The sequence below is a fragment of the Bradyrhizobium sp. B097 genome (assembly GCF_038957035.1).
Classification (GTDB): Bacteria; Pseudomonadota; Alphaproteobacteria; order Rhizobiales; family Xanthobacteraceae; genus Bradyrhizobium.
This window is the reverse complement of sequence record NZ_CP152412.1, coordinates 1,471,349-1,487,271: the sequence shown is the minus strand read 5'-3', so window position 1 is coordinate 1,487,271 and position 15,923 is coordinate 1,471,349. Positions and strand designations below refer to the sequence as shown.

Annotated in this window: 18 protein-coding genes; 10 read left to right on the top strand and 8 right to left on the bottom strand. The window is 65.9% G+C overall.

Annotated features, from left to right (window positions below; all coding sequences use genetic code 11):
- Positions 1 to 154 precede the first annotated feature (154 nt).
- A complete protein-coding gene (locus tag AAFG07_RS06770) occupies positions 155 to 1,060 on the bottom strand; it encodes a LysR substrate-binding domain-containing protein (protein ID WP_342726550.1) in 906 nt (301 codons plus the stop codon).
- Positions 1,061 to 1,184: 124 nt separating this feature from the next.
- On the opposite strand from AAFG07_RS06770, the gene AAFG07_RS06765 reads away from it, so the two are divergent.
- Positions 1,185 to 2,117, top strand: a complete 933-nt coding sequence (locus tag AAFG07_RS06765) for an alpha/beta hydrolase (protein ID WP_342726549.1) — start codon at positions 1,185 to 1,187, stop codon at positions 2,115 to 2,117.
- Here the strand turns inward: AAFG07_RS06765 and AAFG07_RS06760 are convergent.
- The 3 genes from AAFG07_RS06760 to AAFG07_RS06750 all read right to left on the bottom strand — a co-directional run bounded on the left by AAFG07_RS06760 (position 2,114) and on the right by AAFG07_RS06750 (position 4,876).
- Positions 2,114 to 2,596 carry a DUF992 domain-containing protein gene (locus tag AAFG07_RS06760; RefSeq protein ID WP_342726548.1) on the bottom strand — a complete coding sequence of 161 codons (483 nt, stop codon included), beginning with the start codon at positions 2,594 to 2,596 and terminating at the stop codon, positions 2,114 to 2,116. The genes AAFG07_RS06765 and AAFG07_RS06760 overlap by 4 nt on opposite strands.
- Before the next feature lie 274 nt (positions 2,597 to 2,870).
- Complete coding sequence (locus AAFG07_RS06755; protein ID WP_212316213.1) at positions 2,871 to 3,395, bottom strand: DUF992 domain-containing protein; 525 nt, start codon at positions 3,393 to 3,395, stop codon at positions 2,871 to 2,873.
- 278 nt (positions 3,396 to 3,673) lie between these two features.
- A complete protein-coding gene (locus AAFG07_RS06750) occupies positions 3,674 to 4,876 on the bottom strand; it encodes a pyridoxal phosphate-dependent aminotransferase (RefSeq protein ID WP_092117420.1) in 1,203 nt (400 codons plus the stop codon).
- A 647-nt stretch (positions 4,877 to 5,523) separates the two neighbouring features.
- Between AAFG07_RS06750 and AAFG07_RS06745 the strand changes: the two genes are divergently transcribed.
- The 3 genes from AAFG07_RS06745 (at position 5,524) to AAFG07_RS06735 (ending at position 6,749) form a co-directional block, all read left to right on the top strand.
- Entirely contained in the window at positions 5,524 to 6,177 is a 654-nt protein-coding gene (locus AAFG07_RS06745; RefSeq protein ID WP_092117422.1) for a glutathione S-transferase family protein, read from the top strand.
- Between the two features lie 179 nt (positions 6,178 to 6,356).
- Positions 6,357 to 6,533 carry a hypothetical protein gene (locus AAFG07_RS06740; protein ID WP_342726547.1) on the top strand — a complete coding sequence of 59 codons (177 nt, stop codon included), beginning with the start codon at positions 6,357 to 6,359 and terminating at the stop codon, positions 6,531 to 6,533.
- A 60-nt stretch (positions 6,534 to 6,593) separates the two neighbouring features.
- Positions 6,594 to 6,749 carry a hypothetical protein gene (locus AAFG07_RS06735; protein WP_176533486.1) on the top strand — a complete coding sequence of 52 codons (156 nt, stop codon included), beginning with the start codon at positions 6,594 to 6,596 and terminating at the stop codon, positions 6,747 to 6,749.
- 10 nt (positions 6,750 to 6,759) lie between these two features.
- Here the strand turns inward: AAFG07_RS06735 and AAFG07_RS06730 are convergent, their stop codons facing one another.
- Entirely contained in the window at positions 6,760 to 7,113 is a 354-nt protein-coding gene (locus tag AAFG07_RS06730; protein WP_212016991.1) for a DMT family protein, read from the bottom strand.
- A gap of 211 nt (positions 7,114 to 7,324) precedes the next feature.
- Here AAFG07_RS06730 and AAFG07_RS06725 point away from each other — a divergent pair, with 211 nt between their 5' ends.
- The 3 genes from AAFG07_RS06725 (at position 7,325) to AAFG07_RS06715 (ending at position 9,920) form a co-directional block, all read left to right on the top strand.
- Positions 7,325 to 8,140, top strand: a complete 816-nt coding sequence (locus AAFG07_RS06725) for a PAS-domain containing protein (protein WP_342726546.1) — start codon at positions 7,325 to 7,327, stop codon at positions 8,138 to 8,140.
- Between the two features lie 102 nt (positions 8,141 to 8,242).
- Complete coding sequence (locus AAFG07_RS06720) at positions 8,243 to 8,704, top strand: GNAT family N-acetyltransferase (RefSeq protein ID WP_342726545.1); 462 nt, start codon at positions 8,243 to 8,245, stop codon at positions 8,702 to 8,704.
- Between the two features lie 274 nt (positions 8,705 to 8,978).
- Positions 8,979 to 9,920: an aldo/keto reductase gene (locus tag AAFG07_RS06715; RefSeq protein WP_342726544.1), complete on the top strand. Its 942-nt coding sequence runs from the start codon at positions 8,979 to 8,981 to the stop codon at positions 9,918 to 9,920.
- 148 nt (positions 9,921 to 10,068) lie between these two features.
- On the opposite strand, the gene AAFG07_RS06710 is transcribed toward AAFG07_RS06715, so the two are convergent.
- A complete protein-coding gene (locus tag AAFG07_RS06710; protein WP_342726543.1) occupies positions 10,069 to 11,298 on the bottom strand; it encodes a DUF1501 domain-containing protein in 1,230 nt (409 codons plus the stop codon).
- The gene (locus AAFG07_RS06705; protein ID WP_342726542.1) at positions 11,295 to 12,860 is read right to left on the bottom strand and encodes a DUF1800 family protein; all 1,566 of its coding nucleotides are present in this window, start codon (positions 12,858 to 12,860) and stop codon (positions 11,295 to 11,297) included. The genes AAFG07_RS06710 and AAFG07_RS06705 overlap by 4 nt, the downstream gene beginning before the upstream one ends.
- Before the next feature lie 103 nt (positions 12,861 to 12,963).
- Between AAFG07_RS06705 and AAFG07_RS06700 the strand changes: the two genes are divergently transcribed.
- Both AAFG07_RS06700 and AAFG07_RS06695 read left to right on the top strand, forming a co-directional pair.
- Positions 12,964 to 13,179, top strand: coding sequence for a cysteine-rich CWC family protein (locus AAFG07_RS06700; RefSeq protein WP_342726541.1), 216 nt, complete (start codon positions 12,964 to 12,966; stop codon positions 13,177 to 13,179).
- Positions 13,176 to 13,850 carry an HAD family phosphatase gene (locus AAFG07_RS06695; RefSeq protein WP_342726540.1) on the top strand — a complete coding sequence of 225 codons (675 nt, stop codon included), beginning with the start codon at positions 13,176 to 13,178 and terminating at the stop codon, positions 13,848 to 13,850. The genes AAFG07_RS06700 and AAFG07_RS06695 overlap by 4 nt, the downstream gene beginning before the upstream one ends.
- A 493-nt stretch (positions 13,851 to 14,343) precedes the next feature.
- On the opposite strand, the gene AAFG07_RS06690 is transcribed toward AAFG07_RS06695, so the two are convergent.
- The gene (locus tag AAFG07_RS06690) at positions 14,344 to 14,940 is read right to left on the bottom strand and encodes a TetR/AcrR family transcriptional regulator (RefSeq protein ID WP_342726539.1); all 597 of its coding nucleotides are present in this window, start codon (positions 14,938 to 14,940) and stop codon (positions 14,344 to 14,346) included.
- Between the two features lie 89 nt (positions 14,941 to 15,029).
- Between AAFG07_RS06690 and AAFG07_RS06685 the strand changes: the two genes are divergently transcribed.
- Complete coding sequence (locus AAFG07_RS06685; RefSeq protein ID WP_342726538.1) at positions 15,030 to 15,821, top strand: crotonase/enoyl-CoA hydratase family protein; 792 nt, start codon at positions 15,030 to 15,032, stop codon at positions 15,819 to 15,821.
- Positions 15,822 to 15,923 lie beyond the last annotated feature (102 nt).

Here is a 15,923-nt window from a genome sequence, read left to right as displayed (position 1 = left end):
TGGAGCTCGGCCCATGATTGGGTCGGCGACCGTTTATGCTCTGCCTGCGTTTGACATTTGGCAAGCGGGAAAACGTCGCTGCGGTGCGGCGTCGCGGGAGTTTGCGATAGCGGAGCTGCGCACCGCCATTCGCCGGACGATTGCGTCCGATGCGTCAGTTCCTGAACGGCGCAATCTCGCGCCAGCGCTGCGCGATGTCGAGCAGGCGCTGCACGGCAGGAGACACATCTTCCTCGCGCCACGCAATCGTGAGCGGAGCCGTCACCGCCGGCGCGGCAAGCCGAACGTACGACATGCCACGACCGGTTTGCGCGCGCGCCGCGCCTTCAGGTACGAGCGACACGCCGACACCGGCGGCGATCAGGCCGATCGCGGTTTGCAGATGCAGAACTTCCTGCGCGAGCCGCGGCGTGAAGCCGGCGGCCTGGCAGGCGGCGACGATCAGGCCGGTGACCGAAGGCTCCGGCTGCGCCGGATAGAGCACGAAGGCATCGTCGGACAGTTCGGCGAGCGCAATGTCGCCGCGCGCCGCGAGGGGATGCGCGCGCGGCAGCGCCGCGACATAGGGCTCATCGAGGATCAGACGCTGCGCGAGCCCCGCTTCGGGCAACAGCGCCGGGCGTGCGAAGCCGACATCGATCCGGCGCCGCCGCAATGCCTCGGCGATCTCGGCCGCCAGCATCTCGTCGAGCACGAGCTCGACATCGGGACAGGCATCGCGATAGGCGCCGATAATATCGGGCAGGCCGGCAAACATGGCGGAGCCGACGAATCCGATTGCGAGCTTGCCGGCCTGGCCGCGGCCGACGCGCCGGGTATCGGCCACCGCACTCTCGAAACTTGCGAGCAGCGCGCGTGCGCGCGCCAGAAACAGCTCGCCGGCCTCGGTGAGCCTGACAGGACGGCTATTCCGCTGCAGCAGCGTCACGCCGAGCTCGTCCTCGAGCTGGCGGATCTGCTGGCTCAGCGGCGGCTGCGCGATGCGCAGCCGCTCGGCCGCGCGGGTGAAATTTAATTCCTCGCCGAGCGCCACGAAATATCTGAGGTGTCGCAATTCCATGCCGGCGATATAGCACGGCGGCCGGCGCCGGCAGCCATACGCAATAGCTCTGCTACCGTATCGAACGGGTATTGGACCGGACGCGCGAACGCGGACAGCCTGCGGCAAACCACAGGAGGTCGCCATGACGGCACTGGAAAAAGCCTTCGCGGACGCGGCCGCGGCAGGCATCACGCAACAGAAGATCGATATCGGCGGCCTGTTCGTCAACGTCGCGCGTTTCGGCAAGGGGCCGCCGCTGCTCCTGCTCCACGGCTGGCCGGAGTTCTGGCTGGTGTGGCGCCCACTGATGCTGCGGCTCGGCGACAGTTTCGAGCTGATCGCGCCGGACCTGCGCGGCTGCGGCGACACCGGCAAGCCGGTGCCGGGACCTGACGCGTCCGCCACGGCGGAGCGCCACGCGCTGGACATGTTCGCGGTCATGGACGCGCTCGGTCATGACCGCTTCGGCGTGATCGGCGGCGATCTCGGCGCCTATGTCATGCAGGCGATGTCGCATCGTCAGCCGCGGCGGCTGCGAGGGACGCTCTATCTCTGCACGCCCTATCCGGGCCTCGGCCAACGCTACGGCGAGCCCGGCCACCTGATCGAGGTCTGGTATCAATACTTCCAGCAGCTGCCATGGGCTGCGCAACTGGTCGGAAGCTCGCGCGAGTCATGCCGGCTCTACTTCCGCCATTTCCTCGAGCATTGGTCGGCCGACGATCCCGCCGTATTCGGCGACCTGCTCGAAGCCTATGTCGATAACTTCATGAAGCCGGGCAACATCCAGGGCGGCTTCGACTGGTATCTCTCGTCCGCGCCCAATCGCCGGCTCTGGCTGGAAGGCAGACTGCCGCTGCAGCCGCGCATCGAAATCCCTTCGCGCTTTCTCTGGGGCCGCCGTGATCCGCTGATCTCGCCGGAATGGTCGGACCGGCTGGGGGACTATTGGAGCGAACCTTCGATCAGCTTCGTCGACACCGGGCACTATGTTCACGCCGAAGCGCCCGGGATCGTTGCCGAAGAAGCCCGCGGCTTCTTCGGCGGAATGCAGAACGGTGCGCGCGCGCGTTAGCGGCCCGGACGGAGCTCCAGGCTCTCGAGGCCGGCGGCGATGTTGACGCCGACCTGGCCCTGCACGCTGAGCGGCTGCAGGGCGATCGTGTTGTCGGAGCCGCCGACCAGCACATTGCCGCCGACGCCGACGCCGAGCGTCGCACTGCCCTGCGCGCCGGCGTAATTGCCGGAGAGCGCACCCGGCCCGAGCCGCTCTACCGGTGCGTAGACGCCCCAGGCCAGCGCCGATTCCTGGGTGATGCCGAGATCGATGCCGACCTTCTGGATGGTCGCGATGTAGCGATCCTCAGGCAGGCCGTTGGCGCGCAGCACGCAACCGAGATGGGTCACTGAACCGACGATGAAGCCGACACTCGCGCCACCGCGGCATTCCAGGACGCCGACCTGAACGCGCTGGCTCGGCTGTTGGGCGTCGGCGCCAACGATTGCGGTCAGCGTGGCGATGGCGGCACCGACAAGGAGAGTGAAGCGACGCATGTTGGAGAGTCTCCGGCTGAGAGGCATGACGCGAGCAGAGAACGGAACGGCGCCGCATCTGCGGCGCCTTGCGCATCCTATGCCATAACATCGATTGTGCAGCCAGAATTTGCGGTGCTCGGCCACCGATTGTTACGTGATGTGGCGGTGTTGCTATGCCCCGCGCGCCCTGCTGACCCTGTCATGCAACAGACAACAAGCAACGCACGGCAAAAACGGACCACAAAAAAAGAGGCCCGCTTTCGCGGGCCTCTTTGATCGAACACCGACCAGCTTAGTGGTGGTGATGATGACGGTGGTGACGATGATGCCGGCGCGGACCAGCGGTGCGGACCGGCTCGAGATCGATCCCGGCGATGCCGGCCGCAACGTTGAGGCCGGTCTGGCCCTGCACGCTGATCGGCTGCAGCGCGTAGGCGTTGTTCGGGCCGCCGAACAGGAAGTTGCCGCCGGCACCGAGGCCGACCGACGCGTTGACGCCGACGCCGCCGTAGCTGCCGGCAAGCGCACCGCGCGGAAGCTGCGTGGTCGGCGCGCTTACGGCCCAGGCGAGCTGGGTCGTCGCGGTGACGCCGAGGTCGACGCCGATCCGCTTCACGGTCGCAACATAGGGCTCAGGACGGCGGCCGCCGCTCTGGAACACGCACTCGAGGCGGGCAACAGAGCCGACGACGAAGCCGACGTTCTCGCCGCCCTGGCATTGCAGAACCCCGGCCTGAACCTGCTGGGGTGCCGCGTTGGCGGTGGCGAACGGCGCCAGCAACGCAAGCGCTGCAAGGGTGAGAGTCGAAAGTCGCATTATCTGTCTCCGCAAGGTGAACTGAACTGAATTTGTGCGGCGGACAGAATGCAAGGGTCGTGTCCAAAACAAGGCAGTTCGCAAAGACGCCGTAAAAACTTCCCGCGTGTGGCATCGATGTTCGTACACACACGCGTGAGATGGGCGTGATGTGATTTGACTCACCGATTTTACCGGCGCGCGATGTCGCTGCCCCGATCGACGAGTACGCAAACACAAACAGAAGCGCTCCCACACGAAGTGCGGGAGCGCTTCTTGGTTTACAGGTTCGGAATCGATTACCGCAGATTACCGCAGAAGCGCTGGATGCGCTTGCAGGCATCCTCGAGATCCGAGGTCTTGGTGGCGTAGGAGATGCGGAACGCGGGTCCGAGGCCGAACGCCGACCCCTGCACGACGGCGACGCCTTCGCTCTCGAGCAGCTCGGTGACGAACGCTTCGTCGTTGTCGATCACCTTGCCCGAGGGCGCCTTCTTGCCGATCGTGCCGGCGCAGGACGGATAGACGTAGAACGCGCCTTCCGGCCGCGGGCACTCGATGCCGTTCGCCTGGTTGAGCATCGACACCACGAGGTCGCGGCGCTCCTTGAACACCTTGTTGTTCGCGGCGATGAAGTCCTGCGGACCGTTGAGCGCCTCGACCGACGCCCACTGCGCGATCGACGACGGGTTCGAGGTCGACTGCGACTGGATCGTCGCCATCGCCTTGATCAGCTGCGCCGGGCCGCCGGCATAGCCGATGCGCCAGCCGGTCATGCAGTAGGCCTTCGACACGCCGTTCACGGTCAGCGTGCGCTCGTAAAGGCTCGGCTCGACCTGCGCCGCGGTGGTGAAGACGAAGTCGTCATAGACGAGGTGCTCGTACATGTCGTCGGTCATCACCCAGACATGCGGATGCCTGACCAGCACGTCGGTGATCGCCTTGAGCTCGCTCCTGGTATAGGCCGAGCCGGTCGGGTTCGACGGCGAGCACAGGATCACCCACTTGGTCTTCGGCGTGATCGCCTTCTCGAGATCTTCCGGGCGCAGCTTGAAGCCGGTCGAGGCCGGGCAAACCACCGGCACCGACTCGCCGCCGGCGAGCGCGACCATCTCGGGATAGCTGACCCAATACGGCGCCGGGATGATCACCTCGTCGCCCGGATTGATGGTCGCCATCAGCGCATTGTAGAGCACCTGCTTGCCGCCGGTGCCGACGATGATCTGGTTCGGCTTGTAGCTCAGGCCGTTCTCGCGCGAGAACTTGTTGATGATGGCTTCCTTGAGCTCCGGAATGCCGCCGACATCGGTGTACTTGGTCTTGCCGGCCTCGATCGCGTGGATCGCGGCCAGCTTGATGTTGGCGGGCGTGTCGAAGTCAGGCTCGCCGGCGCCGAGGCCGATGACGTTGCGGCCCGCGGCTTTCAGCGCGCGTGCTTTGTCCGTGACCGCGATCGTCGCGGACGGCTTCACACGGTCGAGCGCAGCGGACAGGAAGGCCATTATCATCTCCTGGCAAACGTCGTGAGCCGTTGGGCCACGACTTGATTTGAATGGGATCGCGGCACCCTAGGCCTGTCGCCGCTGCATCGCAAGAAGCTTGGCGGTCAAGCACGAAAACTTTCCCGCATGGCTCGCAGCATGCGCAATATTCCGCAAGTTCCGGCCCCAAATGACTCATATCCGGCAAGCGCCGCTGTGGCCGCTCCAGCCTTGCGGGCAAGGCCTGCGGTCGCGTGCGCCGGCGCGAATTGCTCCGAGGACAATTGCTATGCGGCGCGTGCCCCGATGGTGCCGACGGCAGGCGGTCCGTTGCAGCCCCGACGGGCACATCGCGCGATCGGGATGGCGCGTTAACGTTTGTGAATTGCCACGCGTCGGCCGAGGTATCGGCCACGGTATCGACGGCATCGACCGGCACCGTGCAAAGCGTCGCGCAGCCGTGATCCGAGTTGTTCTGCCGTGTTGATGGAATCGTTCTGCACGCGTGCAGTGCGGTAGACGTTTCGACTTTTTCCACGTTCCAGGGCTTGCGACGCACCCCTGTCGGCATCATTGTTTAGCGGCATTGCGGTGTGACAGGCCGCGCAATTTTCAAGCGTACCGTCTCAGACCAAGTGAACCTGACGCACCGAGTGAACACCGACGCAATGTACAAGCTCTATTCGATGCAGCGCTCCGGCAACAGCTACAAGGTCCGGCTGGCGCTTGCGGTGTTGAACACGCCATATCAGGCGATCGAGATCGACATCCTGCGCGGCGAGAGCCGCACTCCGGACTTCCTGGCCAAGAATCCGAGCGGCCAGGTGCCGTTGCTCGAGGTCGCCGAGGGCCGCCATCTCGCCGAGTCCAACGCCATCCTCTGGTACGTCGCGATCGGCACGCCGCTGGCGCCGGAGTCGCGGATCGAGCGCGCCGAGGCGCTGCAATGGATGTTCTTCGAGCAGCACGCGCTGGAGCCGAATATCGGCGCCGCCTATTTCTGGCTGTCGCTGGTCAAGGGCGGGCGCGACCTGCAGACGCACGCGCTGGAGGACTGGATGGAGCGCGGCTATGCGGCGCTGCAGGTGATGGAAAATCACCTCAAGGGGCACGCCTTTTTCGCGGCCGAGCAATTCACGGTCGCCGACATCGCCCTCTACGGCTACACCCACGTCGCCGACCGCTGCGACTTCGACCTTGCGACCTTCCCGTCGATCCGCGCCTGGCTGAAACGGGTCGAGCAGACCCCCGGATTTGTCTCGATGGATTGGCAGCCTGGTGCCGGGGCCGAGCCCCAGGCCCGCCTTGTCGCAGGCGTTTGAACAACCAGCCTGAATTCCGGGAATAGCGGGGAAACAGCCCAAATAACGGGCAAAACCCTGGCCAAGGCCGCATTTTCGCCGTTTTCGAGGGGCCACGCCGCCGCAATGTTGCCGGTGACGCTGGGCAGATTCGCTCGGATGTCGCGAGTGATTCGCTCGCGGCCTGAGGGATTTACACCATGAAACGGTGGTCCGGCACGGCAGGCTTCCATGGCCGCCATGCCCCAGTGGCATCATCCCGCCTGACCAACGCGATCGCCGCGTTGCTCGCGCTTGGCGCACTGACGCTGTGTCTGGTCGTCGCCGTGACGCTGCTGGCGAGCAACATCAGCATGGCGACATCGATCCCGGCGTAATCCGGCAATTCCATTTGGCACCTGATCCGCGGCGAGGCGCGGGAGAGACAGCGGCGCGACATGATGAAGACCCCCGTCGGACTTGTGACCGTGACGCTGTCGGCGGCGATCCTGCTTGCGGCCTCGCTCCTGATCGTGACCGGCACGCAGGGCGAAGACCGCGCGCACCCCGCGCATGTCACGACGCCTGCCGCCAAGCCGGCTCCGCACCGCTAGCGCGAACGCGCTAGCTCCATTTGTGGAAGATGAAGAACGCGCCGGCGGCGATGAAGGCAAAACCGAGCGCGTGATTCCAGCCCAGCGGCTCCTTCAGATACAACACCGAGAAGCCGGCGAACACGACCAGCGTGATCACCTCCTGCATGGTCTTGAGCTGCGCGGCGCTATAGACCGCGCTGCCCCAGCGATTGGCCGGCACCGCCAGCCAGTATTCGAAGAAGGCGATGCCCCAGCTCACCATGATGACAAGGGGGAGCGAATGATCCTTGAACTTGAGATGGCCGTACCAGGCGAAGGTCATGAAGACGTTCGAGGCAAACAGCATCAGGATCGGCAGCAGCGAAGGCGAAATGGCGGGCATCGATGTCCTCTTTCAAGCAAAGCACGCGGTAACCCGCAGGCCCGGAACCGGGTTCCATGCCGATCTGCATATCATTTGATTTGAAAGCAGCGAAAGCTGGTTCGGCCCCTGCAAGGCCGGCTTAACGGTCGGGGCGAAAATCCCGGCGCCGTTGCGGAGCTGTCGTCAAACTACCGCTTTATCGTTCGTTTGACAGATAGCGAGAACGCGCATGCGGCTTGATTGGCGTGCAATTTCAGGTCCGGCCCTGACGGCGATCACGGCGCTCGCCGCCTTCCTGATCGACCGTCTCCTTATCCCGGTCCCCAATCCCGCGCCGCTGTTCGTCTGCATCGTGGCGCTCGCCAGCTCGATCAGCGGCATCAGCTCCGGGCTGATCTCCGCGGCGATCGCGGTGGCCGCCTCGGCGCTGTTCTTCCTCGATCATCGCGCGCTGCCCGGCTACGACACCGCCGACGTCGCGCGGATGCTGATGCTGGCCGCGACCGCGGCCGGCACCGCCCTGATCACGGGAATGCTGCGGCAGAAATGGATCGACGCCTTTGCCGCGGACCAGCAGCATCACGCCACCTCGGCGCGGCTCGCCGCCGCGCTCGACCAGGTCGACATCGGCATCGTGCTGCTCGACGCCGACACCCGCGCCGAATTCATCAACCGCGCCTTCCGCGAATATTTCGCGCTCTCCGACGCGCAGGCCGACAGCAAGCCGCCGTTCGTCGCGCTGATGTATCATGGCCGCGACACCGGCGCCTACGAATTGCCGGAAGACGAGCTGAGCGCGTTCATCGCCGAGCGCATCGCGATGATGCGATCGGGCGATTCCACGCCGATCAACCTCAATCTCGCCGACGGCCAGGTGCTGCGCTTCAGCTGCACCGCGTTGCCCGACGGCGGTCGCATGCTGAGCTATACGCCGGTGACCGACCTTGTGCGGCACACCGACGATCCGGCCAGGGCCGACGAATATCGCGCGCAGCGCGCCGGGCGCGAACGCCATCTGGCGCGGCTGCTGCGCGCCGCCGAATGAGGCGCGACTTCGTCGGCAATTGATCCCGCGCGATCGCGACGGTAGAACCTTCGCGAGCGATGCGCAGACATCGTGCAACGCGGGATCATCCAAGGTTCGCTCATGTCCGACGACGTCACCATCCGCTTCGTCACGCGCGACGATTACGCCCAGTGGCTTCCTCTGTGGGACGGCTACAACGCCTTCTATGAACGGTCAGGACCGACCGCGCTCGCGCCCGAGATCACCGCGATGACGTGGCAGCGCTTCTTCGATGCCTACGAGCCGGTGCATGCACTGGTCGCCGACGCCGGCGGCGCGCTGCTCGGGCTGACGCACTATCTGTTTCACCGCTCGACCACGGCGATCGCGCCCACCTGCTATCTGCAAGATCTCTTCACCAGCCAGGCCGCGCGCGGCAAGGGCGTCGGCCGCGCCTTGATCAACGGCGTCTACGCGCAGGCGAAACTCGTCGGATCGCCGCGCGTCTACTGGCAAACGCATGAGACCAACCACACCGCGATGCAGCTATATGACAAGGTCGCGGACAAGCCCGGCTTCGTCATCTATCGCAAGATCATCTGAGCGCGCCTGCGCGGGCTGTGGATGGAATGGAGATGTCACCGGCGCGTTACAAAGCCCGGCTAGGCTTCCGCTTGCGTAAGATCAGGCCCCCCGTCTCAGATCTTCGCCCCGAGCGGTCCCCGTCAGTCGCCGCGTCTGACCGGGACCGCTTTTTTTCGACATTGCTGAGCGTGATAGGTGCCATGCGTGATCGGCGGTAGGGCGGCACCTTGCCGCGCCGCGGCGCGATTGTCACAATGCGCCGCATCCCTCGCCTATCCCACAGGATTGTCTCATGGAAATTCGTAATCTCGGCGGCTCCGGCCTGCGCGTGTCCGCGGTCGGCATCGGCTGCAACAATTTCGGCCAGCGCACCGACCTGGAAACCTCGCGCAAGGTGATCCACAAGGCGATCGATCTCGGCATCACCCTGTTCGACACCGCCGACATCTATGCCGGCATGGGCGGCTCGGAGACCGTGCTCGGCACCGTGCTGGGCGATCGCCGCAAGGACATCGTGCTCGCCACGAAATTCTCCAAGCCGATGGCGACCGACGGCACCAAACAGGGCGCCTCGCGGCGCTACATCATGTCCGCGGTCGAAGCGAGCCTCACCCGCCTGAAGACCGACTACATCGATCTCTATCAGCAGCACGATTACGATCCCTTGACCCCGATCGACGAGACGCTGCGCGCGCTCGACGATCTCGTGCGCCAGGGCAAGGTGCGCTACATCGGCAACTCCAATTTCCCGGCATGGCGGATCGCGGAGGCGGAATACGTCGCGCGCGAGCTGAACGTGAACCGCTTCGTGTCCTGCCAGGACGAATACAGCCTCGTGGTGCGCGGCATCGAGAAGGACCTCTTGCCCGCCGCGCAGCAATACAATCTCGGCCTGCTGCCGTTCTTCCCGCTCGCGAGCGGTCTTCTAACCGGCAAGTATCAGCGCGGCACTGCTGCGCCCGCCGACACCCGCTTCGCCAAGGCGCCGGCCTTGAAGGACCGCTACGTCACGCCGCGCAACGAGGACATCGTCGAGCAGCTGCAGGCCTTCGCACAGGCGCGCGGCCACACCATGCTCGAGCTCGCCTTCTCCTGGCTCGCCGCCCGCCCGCAAGTCGCAAGCGTCATCGCCGGCGCGACGCGTCCCGAGCAGATCGAGCAGAACGTGAAAGCGATCAGCTGGAAGCTGAGTGCGGAGGAGATGGCGGAGATCGACGGGATGACGAAGGGGTAATTACTTGCGTCGTCCCGGCGAAGGCCGGGACCCATAACCACAAATGCGCGTGGTCATGGCGTGCTGTGGCTCCAGCGTTTCCAACAATCGAGTTCGGTGGTAATGGGTCCCGGCTTTCGCCGGGACGACACCGTGGTTGTGGCGAGTGCTACGCCACCAATCCCTTCATCGGCTTTACCGGCGCGCTGTCCGGAAACACGGCATCGGCCAGCACACGCTCGCCGAGGCCGAACTGGTCGTGCAGCACGCCCTTGATCACGGCGCGCAGGTCGGTGGTCGGGGCGAGGTCGCGGGCCTGGTAGAGATTGGCGGGCTTGAGGCCCGGCCAGTCGGTGATCATCCGACCGCCGTTCACCGCGCCGCCGACGAGCAGCGCGATGGTGCCGGTGCCGTGGTCGGTGCCCTCGGTGCCGTTGATGCGCGCGGTGCGCCCGAACTCGGTGGCGACCACGATCACGGTGTCGCGCCAGCGCGCACCTAAGCCGCTCTGAAATTCCGCCAGTGCGCCGTCGAGCCCGCCGAGCAGCTGCGCGAGCCGGCCGACCGGCCCGCCTTCATTGGCATGGGTATCCCAGCCGTCGAAGGCGAGTGCACCGATCCGCGGTCCGTCATCCGCCGCCATCAGCTTGGCGGCGCCGCGCGCCACCAGCCGCATCGCCGCGACGCCGCCGCCGCCGGGCTGCGGCTTCATCTCGTTGCCCTGCGCCTGTTTCTCGAGCTGCAAGCCCTGCGTCAGCGCGCTCGCCAGCGTCGGATCGCGGTGCTGGTAGAGATCGAGCAGCCGCATCGCGGTGTCGTCGGCGGCCTGCGGCAGCGCGGTCGGCGCCCAGCCGACGGTCGGCGCTGCGCCGCGCAGCACCAGCGGCGTGGTCGGGCCGACCGCGAGCGCGCGCGTCACCCGCTCGCCCTTCGGCAATGCTTCGAGCGCGCGGTTGAGCCAGCCGGACTGCACCCGACCGGGACCGGGGAAGCCGCTCTCCAGCACGTCCTGGCCATCGAAATGCGAGCGATCGCGATAGGAGGTCGCAACCGCATGGACCACCGCGGCCTGCTTGGCCCGATACATCCGCGCGAATTCCGGCATCGCCGGATGCAGGCCGAAGAACGGATCCAGCATCACCGCCGCGTTCGGTCCATCGGCTTTCAGCGCGATCGCGCCGTGCAGGCCGGCATAATCGGGGTCACCGATCGGGGCTACGGTGGCAAGACCATCGAGCGCACCGCGCAGGATGATGGTGACGAAGCGCGGATCGCGGCCATCGGCCGCGCGCGCGAATTTCGGCAAATAGGCCCAGGCGGCAAAGGAGGCGCCGCCGAGCAGCAGCGCGCGCCGCGATGTCGCCTGCAGCATCAGGCTCTCGGAGCAATCCATGATCATCTCCTCTGGAATTCCGGCGACATCAGCAGCAGCGCCAGCGCCTGCTGCCGCGATTCCGCACGCTCGATGGTGCGCCGCGTCTCGACCGAAGCGGCATCCGCCGCAATCAACTCGAGCAGGTCGCGCGGGTCGAACCGGTCGGCGAGCTGGGAGCCAAGCTGCGCCGAGATGTCGAGCCTGAGCTTGATGCCCTCAGGCGCCGCCCAGGCCGCAGCTGTATCCGGGAAACCGTTCGGGCCGGCCGGCGACCACAGCGGCTGGCCGAGCACGTTGAGGCCGTTGAGGTAGCGGCCCGGATCCTCCGGATTGCGCGCCAGCAGGCGGCCGGAGGCGAGCAGGAATTCGTAAGGCGAGCGCATTTTCGTCAGCGGCGCCTGCCAAGCTTCATTCGACTGAACGAGCGCGGTGGCGAGCGCTCTGAGATCGCCGTCGGTCTTGCTGAACGTATCCTGCAGCTTCGCCACCAGCGCCGGCGGCGGATCATCCGTGACGAAATGGCGGGCGAACTTGGTCGCGATGAATTTTGCGGTCGAGGGATGCCGCGCGATGTCGGACAGCACCGCATCGCCCTGCGCGACGCCCGCCTGCGCATAGGTCTTGCCCAGCACCTGCTGCGGACCGGGCTGGTGCGCATTGGCATTGAAGACAAAACTGCCGGGCGTGCCGAGCTGGCCCTGCCGGCCGGCAAAGGTCCAGCCGGTGATGACGCGCGCCAGCGAAGTGACGTCGTCCTGGGTGTAGCCGCCGCCGACGCCGAGCGTATGCAGCTCCATGATCTCGCGGGCGAGGTTTTCGTTGAGGCCGCGGTTGCGGTTGATGCCGGCGCGCGACTCCGGCCCCAGCGATTGCTGGTTGTCGAGGAAGAACAGCATCGCCGGATGCTGCTCGACGGCCTTCAGCATGTCGCCGAAGCGGCCAAGCACATGCGGGCGGATCGCCTCGCGCTCGAACGAGCCGGCCCACATCCGCGCCAGCGCGCCCTTGTTGGCGGAGATGCAGAAGTGGTTGGACCAGAACACGACGAGCCGCTCGACGAAACCGCAATCGGCGACCACGCCACGTTGCAGCCGCGCCAGCGCCTCGGCGCGAAACGTCTTCTGGATGATGTTGAGCGGCTGCGCCGGCGGCTTGGCCGGACCGGCCACCGCCTGCATCGTCGACGGCGTCATCGCCGCATTGGCGTTGTCGGCGGGCTGGGGCTGCATCGCCGGATCCTTGCCTGCGATCTCCTTCGCGGCAGTCGACAGCGACAGATTGCGCCGCTGCTGCGGCTTCGCGTCCGGCCCCTGCGGCGGCGTCTCGCTCGCGCCTTGCTGCGCGGCTTTCGCGGCATTGCGCGCCTGCTGGATCTCGAACTGATAGTCGAACACCTGCTTGCCGAGCTCCGGCGTCGAGAGCAGGCCCGGCACTTCGAGCAGCGCGCCGTTCGGACGCGCCAGTTCCGCCAGCACGAAACCGCGCGGATCGGAGGCCGCGTTGATGAGGTCGCCGGCCGCCCCGCCGCGGGCGCCAAATCCAAACCGGTTGAGGGCAATCAGCGCGGCTTGCGAATCACGGGCCATCAGAATTCCCTTAACGGCCTATTCCGGCTATATCAGTTGCCCGGCATCATAGCGCGGTCCGGGATGAACCCGAGATTAATTCGCGCATTAAATCGCGGTTAGAATGGACCTCACGTCACACGATCGTTCCGAACCAGCATCACCGCGCCGGCTAGCGTGCACGGCATGCGGCAGCGAATTCTCCTGCTCGCTCACGGGATCGTGCTGGTGTTCCGACGAGAGCTTTCGTTTGCCGATGCCGGCCGACAGCAGTGACTGCCTCTGCCCGGCATGCCTGCGGAAACTGGCGGAACAGCAAGCCGCCGTGAGCGCCAAGTGAACGCGCCCTGGACCGTCGACGCCGTCCTGCTCGACATGGACGGCACGCTGCTAGACACCGAGAAGGTCTACTTCGACAGCCTGGTCGCGGCGCTGAATGCATGCGGCTACAGCGACGGCGTCGGCGCGCTGTGCCATTCGATGGTCGGGCTGCCCGGCCCGGTCTGCGAAGCGATGCTGCGCGATCATTACGGCGCGGCGTTTCCGCTCGCCGAGGTCAATCGCGCCTTCATCGTCACCCGCGATCGCATGTTCGACGCCGGCCTGCCGCTCAAGCCCGGCACGCTCGCGCTGCTCGACGGCCTTGCCGCCGCCGACTGCAGAAAGGCGATCGTGACCTCGTCATCCCGCCGCACGGCCGAGCGCCATCTCACGCTCGCGGGAATCCGCGACCGTTTCGACACGCTGCTGACGCTCGATGACGTGACCCACGGCAAACCGGACCCGGAACTCTATCTGAAGGCAGCCGCGCGGCTCGACGTAACGCCGGTGGCCTGCATCGCGGTGGAAGACTCCAACCACGGCGTCGCGGCCGCCCACGCCGCCGGCGCCATCACGCTGATGGTGCCCGACATGGCGCCGCCGACCGACGAGACGCGCGCGAAATGCGCAGCCGTGCTGCCGGACCTCAATGCGGTGCTGGCGCTGCTGCAAGAGCGCGGCGCGCTTTAGCCGGCTATTCAGGCTCATATCGCAGATGGTATGGATGAGAGATGTCGCTCCTCTTGGCCTTGCTTGCCATCACGCTCATCGGCATTGCCGGATGGGGATTCATGTCCGTGATGGCGGAGCTCGCAAAGTCGTATCCCCAGGAGCCGATAGACACCTTTTCTCGCAGATTTGAGGTCGAGGAATTCATCTGGAGTCCCCGTGCGCCGGCGGCATTGCGGAAGCAATACATCGCTACACAAGCTTGTGCAGTCCCGGCGTTTCTGTGTCTGGCCGCCCTCGTGTGGATCAACGAACCGCGTCCCGGGGTCCGTATGTTGGGGACCAGCGTCTTTTGTGCCATCTCGATTCTTGCCGCTGCCCTTCTGGCTTGGAAGACCCTTCGGCGAGGAGGATGACACACTCGCGAAAGCGGAAGACTGTTGCTGACCCAAAGACGGCAACACATCAGATCGGATTCCTTGTCGCCTCTTTTGCGACCGCAGCGAACGCGACCCTAGCCCCGTTTACGCCCCGGCTTCGGCAACGCCGTCTCGATCAGCGTGCGCGCGGCCTCGCCGGCGGTCTCCATGTAGCTGGCGTCGCGATGCAGCAGCACCACGGCGAATGATCCATCCAGCAGCAGCAGGATCTGCCGCGCGAGTTTTAGCGGATCGGCAATGCCCTGCTCCGCAAAGGTCGCGCGCAGCCAGTCCTCGAACTTCTTCTTGTGCGCGGCGCCGATCCGGATCGCGGGATGGCCGGGCATGTTGGCAAGCTCGGCCGAGGTGCGCAGGAAACCGCAGCCTTTCCATTTCGGATGCCGCGCCGAGCGCGCGAGATTCCGGAAGATCGCCTCGACCTTCGCCGGCACGCCGCCCTCGGCCTCCGCGAACCATTTGCGGAACAGCGCGAGGTTGGGCTGGTCGCGCGCGGCGAGATAGGCGGCGACCAGATCGTCCTTGCTCTTGAAGTGATAATACAGCGTGCGCTTGGTGAGGCCGGCCTTGGCGGCGACCTCGTCGACACTAACGCGGCGGATGCCTTCACTGTAGAACAGCGAATTCGCCGCCTGGACGATGCGCTCGCGGGTGGGTTCGGAGGGTCTGGGCATCCGTCGTATGTATACTGACCAGTGAATATACACAAATTCCGGGAGCCTTTAGGTTCGGCCCCACGAACACCCATGCCGGAGACTGCGCCATGCCCGACCCCATCCTGCTCGCCATCGACGACGGGATCGCCCTGATCACCCTGAACCGCCCCGCGCAGCTCAACGCGCTCAATTACCAGCTGATCGATCAGCTGATGGCGGCGCTCGACCGCATCGAGGGCGACGCTACAGTGCGCGCCGTGATCCTGACCGGCGCCGGCGAACGCGCGTTCTCGGCGGGCGCCGACATCAAGGGATTTTCCGAGAGCGTCAAACAGGGGGCGGCCGTCGCGGTGCGCGACTTCGTCCGCCGCGGCCAGGCCATGACCGCGCGGCTCGAAGCGTTCAAGAAGCCGGTCATCGCCGCGGTCAACGGGCTCGCCTTCGGCGGCGGCTGCGAGATCACTGAGGCGGTGCATCTTGCCATCGCCAGCGACCGCGCGCTGTTTGCAAAACCCGAGATCAAGCTCGGCATGCCCCCGACCTTCGGCGGCACGCAGCGGCTGCCGCGGCTGGCGGGACGCAAGCGCGCCCTCGAGCTGCTGCTGACAGGCGATCCGTTCCCGCCCGAGCACGCACGCGAGATCGGGCTGATCAACCAGATCGTGCCACACGATCAATTGCTGACCGCCGCGCGTGAGCTCGCCGGCCGCATCACCAGGCATTCGCCCGATGCCGTCGCCGGCACCATCACCGCGGTGACGCGTGGGCTCAACATGCCGATTGCGGAAGGCCTGCTGGTCGAGAGCGAGCAGTTCGCCGCGCTGGTGCCGAGCCGCGATCTCGCCGAGGGGCTCGCGGCGTGGAAGGAACGGCGGCCGGCGAAGTATGTGGGGGCGTGAGCTCCGCTCGTCCCACACCCGTCATTGCGAGGAGCGAAGCGACGAAGCAATCCATCTATCTACGATGCCGTGATATGGATTGCTTCGCTTCGCTCGCAATGA